The following is a 17,716-nucleotide window of genomic DNA, read 5'->3' on the forward strand; positions in this document are numbered from 1 at the left end:
ACCATGGCCCTGCTGGACAAGCTTCCGCGGCACCTGTTCACCAGGCGCGGCTGGGGCATGCTCGCTGCCGGGGCGTTCACCCTGGCAGCGGCCCAGGTCATGGGGCGACGCGACCTCCTGACGCTGGCCCTGCTGCTGCTGGTCCTGCCGCTGGTCTCCCTTGCCGGCATCCGGCTGGTCAAACCGCGCTTCCGCGTCTACCGCGAATTCAACCCCTCCCCCGTGGAAACCTCAGCCCCGGCAACGGTGCACCTTGCGGTGGCCAGGACGGGCCCGGGCAGCGGACGCGTGGCCATGGAGGAGCGCCTGCCGGCGCACTTCGGCCAGGCGCCTTCCTTCTGGTTCCCGTCCCGATCCGCCACCGGCGGCACAAGCCGCTACGAGTACCACCTCACGTCCAGGCACCGGGGGCAGTTCAGGATCGGGCCCGTGACGGCCGAGTTCACCGACCCCTTCGGCCTCTCCCTGCACCGCCAGGCCATTGACGACGGCGACGTCCTCACCGTGACGCCTGCCGCCGTCGTCCTGCCCGCCACCGGGCTGGCCGGAGCGCGCGGCAGCGACGGCGTTACCGCCACCCGCGTCCGGGCAAACCCGAGCGATGACGACATCATGACCCGTGAGTACCGCCACGGGGACCCGATGCGCAGGGTCCACTGGCCCGCTACGGCGAGGCACGGATCCCTGATGGTCCGGCAGGAGGAGTCCGTCACCACGCCTGAGGCCACCATCATCCTGGACCACCGGGCCGGGGCCTTTGGCGGCGGCCCCGGCACCTCAATGCCGGGCCTGCCGGCCCCGGAGGGGCATGCACCGGCCACCAGCGACACCTTCGAGTGGTCTGTTGTTGCCGCCATATCCGTCAGCGCACACCTGGCGGAGCGCAACTACAGCCTTCGGCTGCTGGATACCGGCGGGGAACCGGCGTTCCTGCACTCGCCATCGGCCCCGGAACCGGCCATGGAGGAATTCAGCGGGGCATCCGGGCTGCAGTCAATAGCCGAAAGCCTGGCCGCAATCCACCTGTCCGGGCCGGCCCACCCCCGGCGGGACGGGCTGCTTCGGGAGGTCATCCATCGGGAGGCCCCGGCCAGGTACGCGGAGCGCAGGGGCGTGCCGGGGGTGCGGACGCCGGCAGGGGTGGAGCAGGGGCCGCCGGCCTTTGATGACCAACTTATGGACAAGTTATCCGCCCACCGGATGCGGGGCCCCTTGATCGCCGTGCTGGGACGCGTTACTCCCGAGGAGGCCACGGCGCTGGCGCCGGCCGCGGCGTACGGCACCAACTCCTTCGCCATCCTGGCGGTGGAACGCCCTTCGGATTTCCAGGAGGTCCTGGAGGTGCTGCGGCAGGGCGGCTGGCGGGCGCAGGCCGTGGCGCCGACGACCCGGCTGGGCACGGCCTGGGGCCAGTTGGACCAGGACGCGGCGCTGCCGGTGGCTCCGGCATCGGAGGTCCGACGCGGAGCGGGGGTGGCCACATGACCATGGCACCTGCCCGGCCAACTGGTGCCGGGCACGAGGCACAGCCACGTCCGGAGACGTCCCCAGGCCGTGTCCGTGCCGGCACCTACCCGCGGGCCATGGCGGCATCGATTACGGTGGCTGTTTGCGGGGCCGCACTGTCCCTGAACGGAGTCCTGCGCGGCTGGAACTGGTATTGGCCGGCGATGACCACGGTGCTGGTGGTGGCCTTCACCCTGGCCGTCCTGCGTTCCGTCCGCGCCCAGCCCCTGCTGGTCACCGCAAGCGGGTTCGTGGCACTGGGCGCCGTCCTGACCTTGACGTTCTTCCGCAGCTCCAGTTTCCTTTGGGTGGTCCCCACCGGCGCCACCCTCCCGGAGCTGGACCGGCTGATCCGGCGGGCCAGCGAGACAGTCCTGGCAGAGACAGCCCCCGTGGCGCCCAACGCCGGCATCGTCATGGTGGCCTGCGCCGTGCTTGGCCTGGCGGTCATCCTGGTCGACGCACTCGCGGTGCCGCTGGGGATGCCTGCCGCCTCCGGCACCGGTTTGCTTGCCCTGCTGGTGGTTCCGGCCATGATCAAACCGCAGAGTGTGGGGGTGTGGAGTTTCCTTGCCACCGTGGCGGGATACCTGTTGATCCTTGCCTGCAGCCAGTGGTTTGCCCCTGACGGCCGGTTGCAGGGTGCCTCGGCCAGGAGCCCCGGGCTGCTGCGCAGGGCGGTGCTGACGGGTGCCGTGGCCCTGGTGGCCACCCTGCTGCTGCCCCTGGCCATTCCCGGGTTCGACCGCGGCACCTTCCCGCAGGGCTCACGGCTCAACCCGTGGGGCGCCTCCACCGGCCTGAACCCGATGATCACCCTCGGAAGCAGTCTCCGCACGCCGGACGGAAGCGGCAGGATCACCTACGCCACCAATTCGCCCAACCCCCTCTACCTGCGCTCAGTCACAGTGGACAATTTCGACGGCGATTCGTGGGGACCGGACGACCGAACCGCGTCCAGGGTGCCCCTTGACGGCCGGATCGACCCCGGGTACGCGGTCCTGGCCGACGAGCAGGTGCGGCTGGTGACAGCCATCGACGCCGGCGCCTTCACCAGCCCCTACCTGCCGGTCCCCTACGCACCCGAAACCATCCGCGGGCTCGGCGGCCAATGGACGTGGGATCCCGCCACGCTGAGCATCAAGGGCACCGACACCACAACGCGGCGCCAGGAGTACCTGGTGACCTCGGCAGTACCCAAGCTTTCCGCTGTGCTCCTGGCCCAGTCGTCAGCTCCGGTACGGGGTATTCCGGACATCTTCACCAGGATTCCCGGCAACGTCCCTGACATCGTCAAGAACACTGCGCGGACGGTGACTGGAGCTGCGGGGACGCCTTACCAAAAGGCCATGGCCATCCAGAAGTACCTGCGCTCGTCCGAGTTCACGTACTCGCTGCAGTCTCCGGTGCAGGGCGGCTACGACGGCAACGGCCTTTCCGTCCTGGCCGACTTCCTGCAGCAAAAAAGCGGCTACTGCATCCACTACGCCTCGGCGATGGCGGTGATGGCCAGGCTGGAAGGCATCCCCAGCAGGATCGCCGTGGGTTATGCCCCCGGCAGGCTGACCGGGGCCACCGTGACCGTCTCCGGCCAGGGCGCCCTCCCTGAATATGAGGCGGATGCGCGCGACGCCCATGCCTGGCCGGAACTCTACTTCCAGGGCCTGGGCTGGGTGCCGTTCGAACCAACGCCGTCGCGCGGGGTGGTGCCGGACTACGCCACCGAAGCCTCTGCACCTTCCGTTCCGGATTCCCTGGGAAACAATGACGGCCTCATTCCGGACACGGCACCGGTTCCCGCGGCATCCCCCAGCGCCACCGCGCAAGCCGTCCCCGGTACCGGCGGCAGCAGCACGGGCGACGGCACGCAGCTGATGCCCTGGCTCCTTGGTGCGGCCGCCGTGATGGGACTGGTTCTCCTTGCGGCTGCTCCGCACCTTGTGCGCGTGGGCACCAGGTCGCGGCGGCTGCGTCCAAAGGACCCGGACCTGGCAGTCCCGCTGGCATGGAACGAGATCGAGGATCTTGGCACCGATTACGGCCTGCCCGCCGCGGACAGCGAGACGCCCAGGGCCTACTCAGCCCGGTTCCGTGCTGAACTGCTGGGCGAGCCTGGCGGCATGGACCAGGACGCGCACCAGGCAATGTCGTTCTTAACCTCGGCGTTTGAACAGTACCGGTACGGCCGCCCGGGCGGCGCCGTCCCGGGCACCGGCACCGGCACCCCTGCAGAGGACGTTGCTGCCGGTATGGCTGCCGTGGAAACTTCCCTCCGGGCGAACGCCACCCTTCCCAGGCGCTTGGCAGCGGCGTGGCTTCCGCCGTCGGTCACCCGCAGGCTGGGCCTGCTGATCCGGATGCCATTCAGCGCAACTGGTAAGGCCATTCGCAAAGCGGTGCACGCTGCGGCGGGCTTCCGGCCCGTGAAGCCGGTGCAACCGACCGCAGGGGGGCGTTCCAGGGCAGAAGCGGCCGACGACGGCGGCAGGCCCGGGCGGGGTTAAACGGGCAGTGCCGGCCGGGGAAGCCCCGGCCGGCACATGAGGGTTGGGTACCCGCCGGGTCTAGCCGGCGTAGGGGTCGGCGATGCCGATGTACTGCGTGTAGAGGTATTCCTCGATGCCTTCCAGTCCGCCTTCACGGCCCAGGCCCGACTGCTTCACGCCGCCGAAGGGTGCGGCGGCGTTGGAGATGACGCCGGCGTTCAGGCCCAGCATGCCGGTTTCGAGCTTTTCGCCCATCCGGATGCCGCGGTTCAGGTCCTTGGTGAAGACGTAGGCCACCAGCCCGTATTCGGTGTTGTTGGCCAGCCGCACAGCGTCGTCCTCGCTGCTGAAGGTGATGATCGGGGCCACGGGGCCGAAGATCTCCTCGGACAGGATCCGGGTGCCTTCGGTGACGCCGGAAAGGATGGTGGGCTGGTAGAAGTAGCCAGGACCCTCCACCGGCCCGCCGCCCAGGACGGCTTTGGCACCGGAGGCAACGGCGTCGGACACCAGCTCGTGGACCTTGTCCCGGCTCTTGGCGTCGATCAGCGGGCCCACCTTGGACTCGGGCTCGGTGCCGCGGGCGGTGGTCATCTCCTTCATCTTCGCGGCGAACTTCTCCGCGAATTCAGCGGCAACGGACTCGTGGACGATGAAGCGGTTGGCCGCGGTGCAGGCTTCGCCCATGTTCCGGAGCTTCGCCAGCATGGCGCCGCTGACGGCAGCGTCCAGGTCTGCGTCCTCGAAGACCAGGAACGGGGCATTGCCGCCCAGTTCCATCGAGGTCCGCAGCACGGTTTCGGACGCATCTGCCAGCAGGCGGCGTCCCACTTCGGTGGAGCCGGTGAAGGACAGCTTGCGCAGGCGGGAGTCCTTGATCAACGGCCCTGTGGTGGCTCCTGCGGTGGAGGTGGGGATGACGTTCAGGACACCGGCGGGCAGGCCTGCCTCCATCATGACGGCAGCGAACAGCTGGGACGTCAGGGGCGTCAGGTTGGCCGACTTCAGCACCATGGTGCAGCCGGCGGCGACGGCCGGTGCGATCTTGCGGGTGGCCATGGCCAGTGGGAAGTTCCAGGGGGTGATCAGCAGGCAGGGGCCTACGGGCTTCTTGGTGACCAGGAGGCGGGACTTGCCGTCGGGCGAGACCGAGTAGCGTCCGAAAGCGCGGACGGCTTCTTCGGAGAACCAGCGCAGGAACTCAGCGCCGTACGTCACTTCACCGCGGGCTTCGGCCAGGGGCTTGCCCATTTCCAGGGTCATCAGGAGGGCGAAGTCGTCTGCGCGTTCGGTCACCAGGTTGAAGGCCCGGCGAAGGATTTCGCCGCGTTCACGGGGCGGCACCTTTGCCCAGGATTCCTGGGCGGCTGCGGCGGCATCCAGGGCTGCCGCACCATCCTCGGGACCGGCGTCGGCAATGCTCAGCAGCACCTTCCCGGTGGCGGGGTCCTCGACGTCGAACGTCTTGCCTGATGCGGCGTCGCGCCACTCACCATTGATGAGCAGTCCGGTGGGAACGGAGGCCAAAAGCCGGGTTTCGCGCTCGGCGGTAACGGCCGGCTGTGCAGTGACAGTCACGATGACTCCCTCGTCAGTAGGGTTGTGGCAGCCCGTCGCCGCGGCCGGAGTGACCGGGATCATGGGGCTGATTAACAGCCAGACTACTGCGGGCCACTCCCCCGGTCTACGCCGTTGCGCACTGCGGAATCGCGGCTTCCCTGTGCACCTGCACAGGAGGCGGAAGCTGGATTGGGTGCTGGCTACCGGGCGGCGAGGACAGCGGAGTAGAGCTCCCGTTTGCTGACCCGGACATCCTCGGCGACGGCGGCCACGGCCTCCTTCAACCGGATGCCCTGGGCCACCAGTTCGTTGACCGCGGCCACGTGGTCCTCCGGCGTGCCGGCCGCCTGTTCCGGTGCCCCGCCGAGCACCACGGCGATCTCGCCGCGGACCTCGGTATCCTCAGCCCACTGGAGCAATTCGCCAACAGTGCCGCGGATGACTTCTTCGTAGGTTTTGGTCAGTTCCCGGCATACCGCAATGCGGCGGTCCGGCCCGAACCTCTCGCGCAGCGCGCGCAGCATGGCTTCCAGCCGGTGCGGTGCCTCGAAGAACACCATGGTCCGCCGCTCCCCGGCAAGGTCCGCCAGGCGGGAAGCCCGTTCGCCGGCCTTGCGGGGAAGGAACCCCTCGAAGCAGAACCGGTCCGTGGGCAGGCCGGACAATGCCAGCGCCGTGAGGACTGCGGAGGGCCCGGGGACTGCGGTGACGGGAAGTCCGGCCGCGATGGCACCCTCCACCAGCCGGAAACCGGGATCAGAGACCGCCGGCATCCCGGCGTCGGTGACCATGAGGAGGGTGCTGCCGGCACGCACCTGGTCCAGGAGTTCAGAAGTCCTGGTGGCCTCGTTGTGCTCGTGGTAGCTGAGGACGCGTCCCGCGACGGCAACGCCAAGGCTTTGGACCAGGCGGTGCAGGCGCCGCGTGTCCTCGGCGGCCACAATGTCCGCGGTACCCAGCAGCTCCACCAGCCGGGCGGAGGCATCTCCGGTGTTTCCAATGGGAGTGGCAGCAAGGACGATCCGTCCCGCGGTCGCAGGGCCGGACTCGGAAAGGGGGCTGGGGTTGGGGTCCACCTCCCAAGCCTACTGCCGCCGGGTCTTCCAGCCGCAAAAGGTAGCATGGGGCTCGTGACGCAGACCTCGACGCGGCCCACGGGGCCCGGGAACCCCGGCCCGGCGGAATCCCCTGCCGGAGCAGGAGCAACCGGGACGACGCCTGCAGGGAAGGTTGCCCGCCCCTGGATCAGCCGGCCGGACGAGGCCTACACGGTCGAGGCCCTGAGGGCAAGGCTGATGGCGGGCGGCACGTCCTGGCGGGACTATCCACCGACGCTCCGGCTCTGGTTCGTCCTGGTCCCGGTCCTGACGGCAGTGGCCGGCGGCCTTCTCCGCTTCGTCCGCCTCGAGGTGCCGCACAAACTGGTGTTCGACGAAACGTACTACGTCAAAGACGCCTACTCGTACCTCATCAGCGGCTACGAACGCAGCTGGCCGGACAAGGCAAATGATTCCTTCAACGCCGGCAACCCTGACGTCCTGTTGAACACACCCGAGTATGTGGTCCACCCGCCCGTGGGCAAGTGGATGATTGCAGCCGGCATGTGGCTGTTCGGGCCGGAGAACCCTTATGGCTGGCGCTTCGCCGCAGCCCTCACCGGCACCCTCACGGTGCTGCTGGTCTCCCTGATCGCCCTGAAACTGTTCCGCTCCCTTCCGCTCTCCGGCGCCGCGGGGCTGCTCCTCGCCGTCGACGGCCACCATCTGGTGATGTCCAGGACGTCCCTGCTGGACATCTTCCTTACGTTCTGGATCCTCGCCGCCTTCGGCGCCCTGCTGATGGACCGCGACGACGGGCGGCGGCGTCTGGCCGCCCGGCTCGCCCGGGCCGCCGCCGCCAACGGCGGACAGCCCCCGGCCGGGGCGCTGCTGTCCGGGCCATGGCTGGGGGTGCGCTGGTGGCGGGTGGCTGCCGGGGTCTGCCTGGGCCTCGCGGTGGGCACCAAGTGGTCCGGCCTGTTCTTCCTGGCCGGATTCGGCCTCCTCACCGTGCTGTGGGATCTCAGCGCCCGGCGCGTGGCGGGCATCCGCGGCTGGATCAGCGGCGGCGTGATCCGGGACGGCATTCCCGCCTTCACCGCCATGGTGCCGGTGGCAGCGATCGTCTACTCCACCACCTGGACTGGCTGGTTCCTGTCGGACAACGCCTACTTCCGCCACTGGGCTGAGACCAACCCCTCAACGGAATGGGGCTGGCTGCCCGACTCCGTCCGGTCGCTTGTCCACTACCACCTCGAAGCGTACAAGTTCCATCAGGGACTGAGCTCCGAGCACCCCTACCAGGCAAGTGCGTGGAGCTGGCTGGTGATGGGGCGGCCGACGTCGTTCTTTTATGAATCCCCGCCCCAGGGCACCCCGGGCTGTGCCGTGGAAAAGTGCACCTCCGCCATCCTGTCTGTCGGGAACCCGCTGATTTGGTGGGCCGCAGCCATCTCCCTGGTGGTCCTGCTCTTCTGGTGGCTGGGACGCCGGGACTGGCGGGCCGGGGCTGTGCTGGCCGGCGTCGGCGCGGGCTACCTGCCGTGGTTCATGTACCCGGAGCGGACCATGTTCTACTTCTACGCAGTGTCCTTCGAACCGTTCCTGGTCCTGGCGCTGGTGTACTGCCTGGGGCTGGTCCTGGGCCGGGCCACGGACCCGCCCTGGCGCCGGCGCTCCGGGATGTACCTGGTGGTCCTGTTCCTTGCAGCGGCAGTCCTGCTGTCGGCGTTCTTCTACCCGGTCTGGGCTGCGGAAGTCATCCCCTACGTCGACTGGAAGGTCCGGATGTGGATGCCGTCCTGGATCTAGGGCAGGATGGCAACAGAGACCTGAAGGAGCCGCTGCCGCGGCATGGCAGCGGAAACGGAGACCGGCTGTGAGAGAAGCGAGCACGGAACTGCTGGTTGAGCTTGACGCCAACAGCAACGTGACTGACCTGCTGCTGGAGCAGCACGCCGCCAATCCGGCCCACGCGCTGTACCGGCGGAAGGGTCCCAACGGCTGGGTGGACGTCACAGCGCAGAGATTCCTCCAGGACGTCAGTGCCCTGGCCAAGGGGCTCATCGCCGGAGGCCTTGAGCCCGGCGACACCGTAGCCGTCATGTCCCGCACCTCGTTCGAATGGACGCTGGTGGACTTCGCCATCTGGTTCGCGGGCGGCGTCACGGTGCCGATCTATGAGACATCCTCCGCCAGCCAGGTGGAGTGGATCATCAAGGATGCAGGCGTCCGCCGTGTCTTCGCCGGTGACCGCGCCACAGTGCAGCTGGTAAGCGGCGTGGTGGCCGGTTCCGCCGAGCTCAGCGACCGCTTGGTCAACGTGGTGCGGATGGATTACGACGGCGAGGCTCCGGACCTTGCCAGCCTCGCCGCTGCGGGCACCGGAGTCAGTGACGCTGAACTGGAACGGCAGCGCAGCCATGCGGGGTTGGCCGACCTCGCCTCATTGGTGTACACCTCCGGCACCACGGGCAAGCCCAAAGGCTGCGAGATCACGCACGGGAACTTTGCCCTGGTGGCCAAGAACATCGTTGCGTTCCTGCCCGAAATCCTGCAGAAGGACCAGGCCCGCACCCTGATGTTCCTGCCACTGGCCCACGTGCTGGCCCGCGCCGTCCAGGTGGTATGCCTTACCGCCGGGGCAACCCTGGGCCATACCCCGGGTGCCGCCCAGCTCCTGGACGACCTCGGAACGTTCCGGCCCACCTTCCTGCTGGTAGTGCCGCGCATCTTTGAAAAAGTCCGGGCAACTGCCGCGCATAAAGCCGCTGTAGCGGGCAAGGGCAGGCTCTTCGAGGCCGCAACAGCCGCCGCCATCGGGTATTCACGCGAACAGGACCGCCACAGCCGCGGCGAAAGCCCCGGCCCTGGCCTGCTCAGCCGGATCAGGCACGGCGTGTATGACCGGCTGGTCTACCCCCGGTTGCGCCAGGCGATGGGTGGCGAGGTGGGATATACCGTGTCCGGCGCCAGCCCCCTGGCTTCCGAGGATGCCCATTTCTTCCGTGGCGTGGGCATTCCCGTCCTGGAAGGGTACGGGCTGACCGAGACCACGGCACCCTGCACTGCCAACACGCCCTCCCGCACCAAGGTGGGAACAGTGGGCATCCCGATTCCGGGCACCACCATCCGCGTGGCCGGGGACGGTGAGATCCTGGTCAAGGGAATCGGCGTTTTCCGGGGCTACCACGCCAATCCGGAGGCGGACGCCGAGGCGTTCGTGGACGGATTCCTCCGCACCGGAGACCTGGGCGAACTCGACAAGGACGGCTTCCTCACCATTACGGGACGCAAGAAGGACCTCCTGGTCACGGCGGGCGGCAAGAACGTGGCACCGGGGCCGTTGGAGGAGAAGATCCGCAGCCACCAACTCGTGGGGCATGCCGTGGTGGTGGGCGACGGCAGGCCGTTCGTGTCAGCCCTGCTGACCCTGGACCCGGAAGGGGTTGCCAACTGGCGGTCGGAGCGCGGCCTGCCTCCGCTCCCCCTCAGCGAGGCAGCGGGTGACCCAGGCATCCTGGCTGCCCTGCAGGAGGCAGTGGACTTGGCGAACCAGATGGTGTCCAAGGCGGAGTCGGTGCGCACGTTCAGGCTGCTGGACGCCGAATTCACCGTGGAGTCCGGGCACCTGACACCGTCCCTGAAACTGAAGCGGTCCGCCGTCGTTAAGGAATTCCAGGCGGAGATCGCCGGCATCTACGGCTGATCAGCCTTTACCTGGTCTGCCTGTTCCTGATCCGCCTGTGCCGGCTTCGGCGCCAAACCGCGGCGGCGGCGCGTTGGCCAGGTGAGCACCAGCGTCACGACGGATGCCACGAGCACCAGGCCGGCAATGACGATGCCGGCGTCAATCCAGAACTGGCTGGGGAACAGCCGGATCAGCGTATCGTCCAGGCTGAAGGTCCAGGATCCATCGGCGAAGAAAATCCGGTGGAACTCCGTGAAGAACTGCTGCCAGCCCAGGGCCGCCAGCGTACCGAGGCCCAGGATCAGGGCCAGCGTGATGATGGAGCCGCCAAAGAGGCCGCGCCGGATCCCGCCGGTGCTGCGCCTGCGCAGGTACAGGATGGCGATCAGCGCAAGGAGGAGCAGCAGTGCACCGGCGCCAAAGGTGGACAGGATGACCGTCTTGACGTCCGCCATATGGCTGACTTCGCCGTCCTTGAACAGCTTTTCGCCGCCGCGGTGCACCAGGTCGCCCAGGTAGCGGGGGCCCGCCCAGTTGCTGAGGTAATCCACGGCATAGGAGCCGTACGTCATCCTGTCGTCAGTGCTGAAGCCGTACCCGTCACCGGGGAAGCCTGGCCGGTTGTACTCCACCCAGAGGAAAAGTGGGCTGGTCACGGCCCGGACAGCCAGGATCAGCAGGATCAGCGGGTAGAAGATGGCCAGCAGGACCTGCATGACACGCGGCGCCACCGGCTTGGCATTGGCGGCGCTTTCACGCTGGGCATTGCGGCGCTCCACTTCCTCCTCGGGGGGACGGACGTGGAGGGCTGAGGTGGGAAGGGGTTCCTTGAATACCGGCGAACCGGCACTGCCGCCGGGCCCGTCCGAGGAGGAGCCGGTGGTGGACGTCGCCCCAGCAGACGTGCGGGGGGCTGCGGCTGCCGCGGCCGATGCTCCGGCAGCGGAGGACCCGACGGCGGCTTCCGCTGCCTTGCGGTCTGCCCGGCTTTCGGGCTGGGCTGTTTTGGTCTCCCCCGCTGCCTGGTTCCGGGCGGCTTTTTCCCGGCCCGGCTCCTCAAGGGCAGACCCACCGGGAGCAGATTTGTCCGCGGCAGGCTTCTCCCCGGAGGGCTTGTTCCCGGCAGGTTTGTCCCCGGCGGCGGGCGTCAGCCAGGAAAACGCGGGCTCGTCGGAATCCCCGGACGTGTCCAGGAAAGGTTCCGGCTGCGGCGCGGCGCTTTTGGCGCGGGCCGGTGTCTCGTCATTCACAGCAGCGTCACTTCCGTTGGGTTCCGCACCGGTCCCAGTCAGCCGGTGCGATTCATTCTGCAGACGAGCCTACCGTCCGGAAGTTCTGCTGGGCGAGGAACCACCCCGGCGGGATTACAACGATTCAGGCAGCGATTTCCGTGTAGCCGGCATCTTCGCGGCGGAGGTCGCCGCGCTCCCCGGCCAGGAAAGCCCGCCTGCCCAACACCAGGACATACAGCCAGTACGAGGTGAGAACAGCAGCCCCGATACTGATCCTGGCCCAGGCCGGCAGCGGACTTGGAGTGACGAATCCTTCCACGAGGCCCGAGACAAACAGCACCACCACCAGCCCCAGGGCCACCGTGATCAGCGACCTGCCTTCCTCCGCCACGGCCCTGCCCCGGGTCCGCGGCCCCGGCGAAACCATTGCCCAGAAGATCCGAAGGCCTGCGGCGGAGGCAACGAAGACGGCGGTGAGCTCCATCAGCCCGTGCGGCAGGATGTAGCTGTAGAAGACGTCGGATTTGCCGGCGGACGCGAAAATGCCGGCCGCGATGCCCACTCCCTGGGCGTTGCTGAACAGTATCATCGGTACCCAGACCCCGGTGATCCCCAGAGCCACCGCCTGCGCACTGATCCACGCATTGTTGGTCCATACGGCACCGGCAAAGGACGCGGCCGGGTTCTCGGAGTAGTAATTAATGAAGTCCTCGTCCACGTACTGGGCGGCAGCCGTCTCGGAAATCACAGCCCGAAGCGCTTCGGGGGACGACCCTATCCAGGCGGCGTAGGCGCCAGCGATGAGCACGAAAGCGGTCCCGCATGCCAGGGTCAGCCAGGTCAGCCGGTACAGCGCGGCAGGCAGGGCCACAACGAAGAACCGTGCCAGGTCAGCCATGGCGTTTGAGCGGGCGCCGGTAAAGCGGGTCCGTGCCTGGGCCAGCGTGGCCGAGAGCGAGGCGGAGAGTCCGCTTTCCGGAGCCACGGAACGGACCAGCGACAGGTGGCCGGACGTGGACTGGTACAGCGCCAGCAATTCATCCGCTTCGGCACCCGTGAGCCGGCCTTTGCCGGCCAGCTCCTGCAGGCGCGCCCACTTGTCCGCATTAACGGCGGCGAAGGCATCCATGTCCACGGCTACAGCCTAGCGCCCGGCATTAGACTTTGACCGTCTGCACCATGTGATCGTCCGAACCACCAGCCGCGAAGGGCAGGGACGCAGTGTGAGCCCGATAATTACCGGCGAGGCCGTGGTCCTCGAGCTCCGTCCGGCGAGCTTCGCCGCACGGGCCCTGGGCCTTGCCATCGACGTCGTCGCCCACGTGGTCCTGCTCGTGCTGATCATGATTGGGCTGTCCGCTGCCGGCGCAGACCTTGATGAGGCAGCCGCCCGGGCTCTTGGCCTGGCCGCCGTCGTGTTCTGCCTTGTGGTGGTGCCGGTGGGCGTCGAAACCCTGAGCCGGGGACGGTCACTGGGCAAGCTGGCTGCAGGCCTGCGGGTGGTTCGCGAAGACGGCGGCGCCATCAGGTTCCGCCATGCGCTGATCCGCGGGCTCACCGGGTTTCTTGAGATCTACCTGACGTTCGGCGGGCTTGCCCTCGCCGTGGCGCTCTTCAACGACAAGTCCAGGCGACTCGGCGACCTTCTGGCCGGCACCTACGCCGTCCGCAGCCGCATTCCTGCAGACCAGGCCATCCGGGTTTTTGTTCCGCCCCACCTGCAGTCGTGGGCTGCAACGGCGGACATTGGACGTATCCCGGACGCCACTGCCCGCAGGGCCGCCCAGTTCATCCGCCAGGCGGGCAGGATGGCACCCCTGTCCAGGGCAGGGATGGCGGAAGCCATCGCCGCCGAGCTTTCCGCCCACGTGGCCCCGCCCCCGCCCCCGGGCACGGGCGCCGATGACTACCTGGCCGCCGTCGTCGCCGAACGGCGGAACAGGGAGTTCACCCGGCTGTCGCTGTTACGCCGGCGGAACACTGAAACGGGGCAACGGCTGCAGCGGCTGCCGTTCACCAGCTGACTTAGTTGTCGTACTCGCTCCAAGGGATGTTCCAGTCGCCGAACCCGTCCGTGTTCGCGGCGTAGTCACCCTCGGTGTTGATGATCTGGACAACGTCGCCGGTTCCCATGTTGTCGAACACCCACGCCGCCCCGTCGGGAAGGAACCCGATGCAGCCGTGGGACACGTTGGCGTTCCCAATGAATGGGTAGGCCGACTCGAGGGCCTGGTGGATGTAGGCCCCGCTCAGGGTCAGGCGGATGGTGTATTCGACGTCGGCCTCGCCGTAGTAGGCAGGATCGTCAGGCTTCAGGCCGATGCTTGCGGCCCTGAAATGGTCGTAACGGTTCTTCTCCATCAGCACCGCGTACCCCTTTGCTGACGGGAACCGCTTGTCCCCCATGCTCACGGGCAGGGTCTTGACGGGCTGGTCATTGACGCTGAGTGTGAAGGTGTGTGCGGTGGCATCGGCGATGGCCACTTTCTTGTCACCGATCGAGACATTCACCTTTTTGTTGAAGTTTGCGATCTGGCCGTTGCCCAGGTCAACGCCGAAGAGCTCCATGGCCATGGTGACCGTTGAGTTCGCGGCCCAGAAGTTCTCCGGGCGGTACCTGACCATGGTGTCGCTGTACCAGTGGAAGGCGCCGGCCTGTCCCGCCGTCGTGGTGATTTTGATGGCCTTTTCCACGGCGGCACGGTTGGTCACGGGTTCGCTGAAGATGATCTGCAGGGGCTGTCCCACGCCCACCTTCATGCCGTTCAGCGGGTAGATGGCGGCGTCTGCCTCGTGTGAGCTTGTCACGGTGTTGAAGGACTGCGTGGTGCTGGTCTCGCGTCCTGCGCCATCCTTGACCACGTAGGTGTAGCTGTATTCGGTGTTGAATTCCAGGGGCCCGGTGGCGGACCACGCCGTCCCGCCGGCGTCGATGCTGCCGTCAATGGTCTTGCCCGCAGTACTGGCAAGTGTGACGCGCTGGATTGTCCCGTTGCCCACTTTCAGGGACACCGGGGCCGCGGGGTTTACCTGCTTGGCGCCGTTGGCCGGCACCGCGTCAAAAGTCACCGGCGGCACAACCGGGGAAGCAATGCCCGGGGACGTCCGCAGCGCAGAGCCTGCTTCCGATTCCAGCGGTCCTCCGGCAAGGCCCGGGGCAACGGCGGCGAAGACCCCGCCCACGGCAGCCAGGACACAGACGGCAGCCACGGCAAGGACTTTCTTGGCAGTCCCCCGGCGACGGGGCTTTACATCAGGCTCCATGTTTTCGATCCTACGTGCAGAAAATAACGGCCCGGGCGCTCGACGGCGCCCGGGCCCTTACGGCTCAGTAACGATAATGCTCGGGCTTGTACGGACCGGCGACGTCGATGTCCAGGTACTCCGCCTGGTCCTTGGTCAGTTCCGTGAGTTCAACGCCCAGGGCGTCCAGGTGCAGCCGGGCCACCTTTTCGTCCAGGACCTTGGGCAGCACATAGACCTTGTTCCCGTACTCGTGCTGGTCCCGCTTGGTCCACAGTTCGATCTGCGCAATGGTCTGGTTTGCGAACGAGTTGCTCATGACAAAGGACGGGTGGCCGGTGGCGTTGCCCAGGTTGAGCAGGCGGCCCTCGGACAGGACGATGATGGAGCGCTCCTGGCCGGTGCCTTCGTCAAAGACCCATTCGTGGACCTGCGGCTTGATTTCGACCTTCTTGACGCCGGGGATACGGGCCAGGCCGGCGATGTCGATTTCGTTGTCGAAGTGGCCGATGTTGCCCACGATCGCCTTGTTCTTCATGCCGGCCATGTGCTCGGCCATGATGACGTCCTTGTTGCCGGTGGTGGTGATGAAGATGTCACCCTGGGCCAGGACCGATTCCAGCTTGGCCACCTGGTAGCCGTCCATGGCCGCCTGCAGCGCGCAGATGGGGTCGATCTCGGTCACGATGACGCGTGAACCCTGGCCGCGGAGCGCTTCCGCCGCGCCCTTGCCGACGTCGCCATAACCGCAGACCACTGCGACTTTTCCGCCCATGAGCACATCCGTGGCGCGGTTGATGCCGTCGGGAAGGGAGTGGCGGATGCCGTACTTGTTGTCGAACTTGCTCTTGGTCACGGAGTCGTTGACGTTGATTGCGGGGAAGAGCAGCTTGCCCTGGTCCGCCAGCTGGTACAGCCGGTGGACACCGGTGGTGGTCTCCTCGCTGACGCCCCTGATCGTGGCCGCCGTCCGGGTCCACTTCTGCGGGTCCGCCGCAAGGGAACGGCGCAGCACCTCGAGGAAGATCCCATATTCCTCTGAATCCTCGGGATCGGCGGAGGGCACGTTGCCAACAGCCTCGAACTCGACACCCTTGTGGACCAGCATGGTGGCGTCGCCGCCGTCGTCCAGGATCATGTTGGGACCCAGCTCAGGGTTGGACTCGGCGCCTGGCCAGGTAAGGATCTGTTCGGCGGTCCACCAGTACTCCTCGAGGGTCTCGCCCTTCCAGGCGAACACCGGCACGCCCTGCGGATCCTCAACCGTGCCCTTGCCCACCACCACGGCCGCGGCGGCCTCATCCTGGGTGGAGAAGATGTTGCAGGAGGCCCAGCGGACCTCGGCGCCCAGCGCGGTAAGGGTTTCGATGAGCACCGCCGTCTGCACCGTCATGTGCAGGGAACCAGCGATCCGGGCACCCTTGAGGGGCTGGGTGGGGCCAAACTCCTCGCGGAGTGACATCAGGCCGGGCATCTCGTGCTCGGCCAGGCGGATCTGGTGCCGGCCGGCTTCCGCCAGGGAGATGTCGGCAACTTTGTAGTCAAAAGTCATGGGTGGTCCTTTGCTTGGTCCGGGTCCTGGTCCAGTCCCCGTTCTGCTTTTTCTGTGCGGGCGGATGCAGGTGAACTAGTGCCCTGCAGCAGCCGGATCGTGCTGGTCTGACCCTGCCGAGGCTGCTGCGGCAAGCAGTTCCGGAGGCAGCAGCAGCGGGATCCCGTCCTCGATGGCGTACCGGTTCCTGGTCCCCGTATCACCGGCGGCAGTGGCCACCAGCTCTTCCCCCTCCTGGACCAGCGGCGAACCGGTCACGGGGCAACGCAGGACGGACAACAGCTCGGGACTGATCTTTGGCATTTGTTCATGCTCCCTGGCGGGCGCGCTCGCGCCGGTAGCGGAAAAGATGTGCAGCTTCCAGCCTACCGCCAGATGCAGGTCAGGAAGGTTCCCGAAGGACCCGCAGGTGTCCCCGGCGTACGCCTTCAGCGCCTGCAGGAGCTTCAAGGGCGGAATGGTGGCCCCGCTGGGCCGGTGGCTGGGCTTCCGGCGGGAGTGCAGCTGCATCGCGCACGGCGTTGGCCAGCGCCAGCAGGTCATCGGGCCCCGGCTGCTGGGGGGTTGATGGCATGGCCAGGCGCAGTACTTCCCAGCCGCGGGGAACCGTCAAGGAGTCGGCATGCTGCTCGCAGAGGTCGTAGCAGTGCGGTTCGGCGTAGGTGGCCAATGGACCAAGGACCGCAGTGGAGTCTGCATACACGTACGTCAGGGTGGCTACCGCCGACTGGCGGCAGGCTGACCTTGAACACTGACGGATAGCTCCCACGACATCACAGACTACCCCTTCACCGCGCAAAAGCCCGGCATTGCCGCACTGGCCGACGCGCCTCCGCACCCACAGGGATGTATCGCGTAAATCCGCCACCGGGTTTACAGTCGATGTATGCAGTCATCGAACCATGAATCAGGTTTTTCGGTCCGGTTGGCTGACCCGGATGCCCGCGTGGCAACGGGTGTGGAGACCGCGGGCAGGAGCTTCTTCAGGCGGCGCCGGAACCGCCACGGGCGTGGACTTCGGGGCGAGATAATGCTGCCCACCCATCCCGGGTACCGGACCCGCGCAGACCGGTTTGACGACATGGTGCTGGATTCGGCCCAGCGGCTGCACGACATTTGGGGCAAAACCCTCGACGGCGTGCGCTTTGGCGTGGACGAGATCCCGCCGGACCTTGAACAGCTGGCCGCCAATGCGTCCACGCCTCCCATGGGCTCCTACACACCCGCTTCCGGCGAGGACGGACCCATGATTACGGTGTACCGGCGGGTGGTGGAGCAGGCCTGCTCCGGCGTGGAAGAGCTCCAGGACCTGGTTCACGACGTGGTGGTGGAACACACCGCGGAGATGCTCGGCGTGGCGCCGGAGACATTGGATCCCGTATACCGCCGCCGCTACTGACGCCGGCAGC

Annotated in this window: 14 protein-coding genes; 6 read left to right on the forward strand and 8 right to left on the reverse strand. The window is 67.4% G+C overall.

The annotated features are described in order from the left end of the window. The first annotated feature begins 3 nt into the window (after positions 1 to 3). Both QFZ60_RS14250 and QFZ60_RS14255 read left to right on the forward strand, forming a co-directional pair. Positions 4 to 1,485 carry a DUF58 domain-containing protein gene (locus QFZ60_RS14250; protein ID WP_307091236.1) on the forward strand — a complete coding sequence of 494 codons (1,482 nt, stop codon included), beginning with the start codon at positions 4 to 6 and terminating at the stop codon, positions 1,483 to 1,485. Beyond that, positions 1,482 to 4,010, forward strand: coding sequence for a DUF3488 and transglutaminase-like domain-containing protein (locus tag QFZ60_RS14255; protein WP_307091238.1), 2,529 nt, complete (start codon positions 1,482 to 1,484; stop codon positions 4,008 to 4,010). Before QFZ60_RS14250 ends, QFZ60_RS14255 begins: the two co-directional genes overlap by 4 nt. Positions 4,011 to 4,070: 60 nt before the next feature. On the opposite strand, the gene QFZ60_RS14260 is transcribed toward QFZ60_RS14255, so the two are convergent. Both QFZ60_RS14260 and rsmI read right to left on the reverse strand, forming a co-directional pair. Further along, positions 4,071 to 5,570, reverse strand: coding sequence for an NAD-dependent succinate-semialdehyde dehydrogenase (locus QFZ60_RS14260; RefSeq protein ID WP_307091241.1), 1,500 nt, complete (start codon positions 5,568 to 5,570; stop codon positions 4,071 to 4,073). A 182-nt stretch (positions 5,571 to 5,752) separates the two neighbouring features. Further along, the gene (gene rsmI / locus QFZ60_RS14265) at positions 5,753 to 6,628 is read right to left on the reverse strand and encodes a 16S rRNA (cytidine(1402)-2'-O)-methyltransferase (RefSeq protein ID WP_307091243.1); all 876 of its coding nucleotides are present in this window, start codon (positions 6,626 to 6,628) and stop codon (positions 5,753 to 5,755) included. A 45-nt stretch (positions 6,629 to 6,673) separates the two neighbouring features. Here rsmI and QFZ60_RS14270 point away from each other — a divergent pair, with 45 nt between their 5' ends. Both QFZ60_RS14270 and QFZ60_RS14275 read left to right on the forward strand, forming a co-directional pair. Further along, entirely contained in the window at positions 6,674 to 8,401 is a 1,728-nt protein-coding gene (locus QFZ60_RS14270; protein WP_307091244.1) for a dolichyl-phosphate-mannose--protein mannosyltransferase, read from the forward strand. A gap of 67 nt (positions 8,402 to 8,468) precedes the next feature. Beyond that, positions 8,469 to 10,298, forward strand: a complete 1,830-nt coding sequence (locus tag QFZ60_RS14275; protein ID WP_307091245.1) for a long-chain fatty acid--CoA ligase — start codon at positions 8,469 to 8,471, stop codon at positions 10,296 to 10,298. Here QFZ60_RS14275 and QFZ60_RS14280 read toward each other — a convergent pair. After that, positions 10,289 to 11,530, reverse strand: a complete 1,242-nt coding sequence (locus QFZ60_RS14280) for a TIGR01906 family membrane protein (RefSeq protein ID WP_307091246.1) — start codon at positions 11,528 to 11,530, stop codon at positions 10,289 to 10,291. The two genes, QFZ60_RS14275 and QFZ60_RS14280, sit on opposite strands and share 10 nt — an antisense overlap. Positions 11,531 to 11,654: 124 nt before the next feature. Continuing rightward, on the reverse strand, positions 11,655 to 12,647 hold the full coding sequence (locus QFZ60_RS14285) for a stage II sporulation protein M (RefSeq protein WP_307091248.1): 993 nt from the start codon (positions 12,645 to 12,647) through the stop codon (positions 11,655 to 11,657). A gap of 88 nt (positions 12,648 to 12,735) precedes the next feature. Between QFZ60_RS14285 and QFZ60_RS14290 the strand changes: the two genes are divergently transcribed. After that, entirely contained in the window at positions 12,736 to 13,536 is an 801-nt protein-coding gene (locus QFZ60_RS14290) for an RDD family protein (protein ID WP_307091250.1), read from the forward strand. Between the two features lies 1 nt (position 13,537). Here the strand turns inward: QFZ60_RS14290 and QFZ60_RS14295 are convergent, their stop codons facing one another. From QFZ60_RS14295 to QFZ60_RS14310, 4 genes are all read right to left on the reverse strand, one after another. Beyond that, positions 13,538 to 14,776 carry an Ig-like domain-containing protein gene (locus QFZ60_RS14295; protein ID WP_307091251.1) on the reverse strand — a complete coding sequence of 413 codons (1,239 nt, stop codon included), beginning with the start codon at positions 14,774 to 14,776 and terminating at the stop codon, positions 13,538 to 13,540. A 64-nt stretch (positions 14,777 to 14,840) separates the two neighbouring features. Beyond that, complete coding sequence (ahcY, locus tag QFZ60_RS14300; RefSeq protein ID WP_307091253.1) at positions 14,841 to 16,307, reverse strand: adenosylhomocysteinase; 1,467 nt, start codon at positions 16,305 to 16,307, stop codon at positions 14,841 to 14,843. 75 nt (positions 16,308 to 16,382) lie between these two features. Then, complete coding sequence (locus QFZ60_RS14305; RefSeq protein WP_307091254.1) at positions 16,383 to 16,610, reverse strand: Trm112 family protein; 228 nt, start codon at positions 16,608 to 16,610, stop codon at positions 16,383 to 16,385. A 79-nt stretch (positions 16,611 to 16,689) separates the two neighbouring features. Beyond that, entirely contained in the window at positions 16,690 to 17,076 is a 387-nt protein-coding gene (locus QFZ60_RS14310) for a DUF3499 domain-containing protein (protein WP_307091256.1), read from the reverse strand. A 117-nt stretch (positions 17,077 to 17,193) separates the two neighbouring features. Between QFZ60_RS14310 and QFZ60_RS14315 the strand changes: the two genes are divergently transcribed. Continuing rightward, positions 17,194 to 17,706: a metallopeptidase family protein gene (locus QFZ60_RS14315; protein WP_307091257.1), complete on the forward strand. Its 513-nt coding sequence runs from the start codon at positions 17,194 to 17,196 to the stop codon at positions 17,704 to 17,706. Positions 17,707 to 17,716: the final 10 nt, after the last annotated feature.

This window comes from Arthrobacter sp. B2I5 (assembly GCF_030816735.1).
GTDB lineage: Bacteria > Actinomycetota > Actinomycetes > Actinomycetales > Micrococcaceae > Arthrobacter.

Excerpts from the sequence above, each read along its gene's own strand:
- QFZ60_RS14250 (WP_307091236.1), top strand. The coding sequence starts at position 4 with ATGGCCCTGCTGGACAAGCTTCCGCGGCACCTGTTCACCAGGCGCGGC.
- QFZ60_RS14255 (WP_307091238.1), top strand. The coding sequence starts at position 1,482 with ATGACCATGGCACCTGCCCGGCCAACTGGTGCCGGGCACGAGGCACAG.
- QFZ60_RS14270 (WP_307091244.1), top strand. The coding sequence starts at position 6,674 with ATGGGGCTCGTGACGCAGACCTCGACGCGGCCCACGGGGCCCGGGAAC.
- QFZ60_RS14295 (WP_307091251.1), bottom strand. The coding sequence starts at position 14,776 with ATGGAGCCTGATGTAAAGCCCCGTCGCCGGGGGACTGCCAAGAAAGTC.
- ahcY (WP_307091253.1), bottom strand. The coding sequence starts at position 16,307 with ATGACTTTTGACTACAAAGTTGCCGACATCTCCCTGGCGGAAGCCGGC.
- QFZ60_RS14305 (WP_307091254.1), bottom strand. The coding sequence starts at position 16,610 with ATGCCAAAGATCAGTCCCGAGCTGTTGTCCGTCCTGCGTTGCCCCGTG.
- QFZ60_RS14315 (WP_307091257.1), top strand. The coding sequence starts at position 17,194 with ATGCAGTCATCGAACCATGAATCAGGTTTTTCGGTCCGGTTGGCTGAC.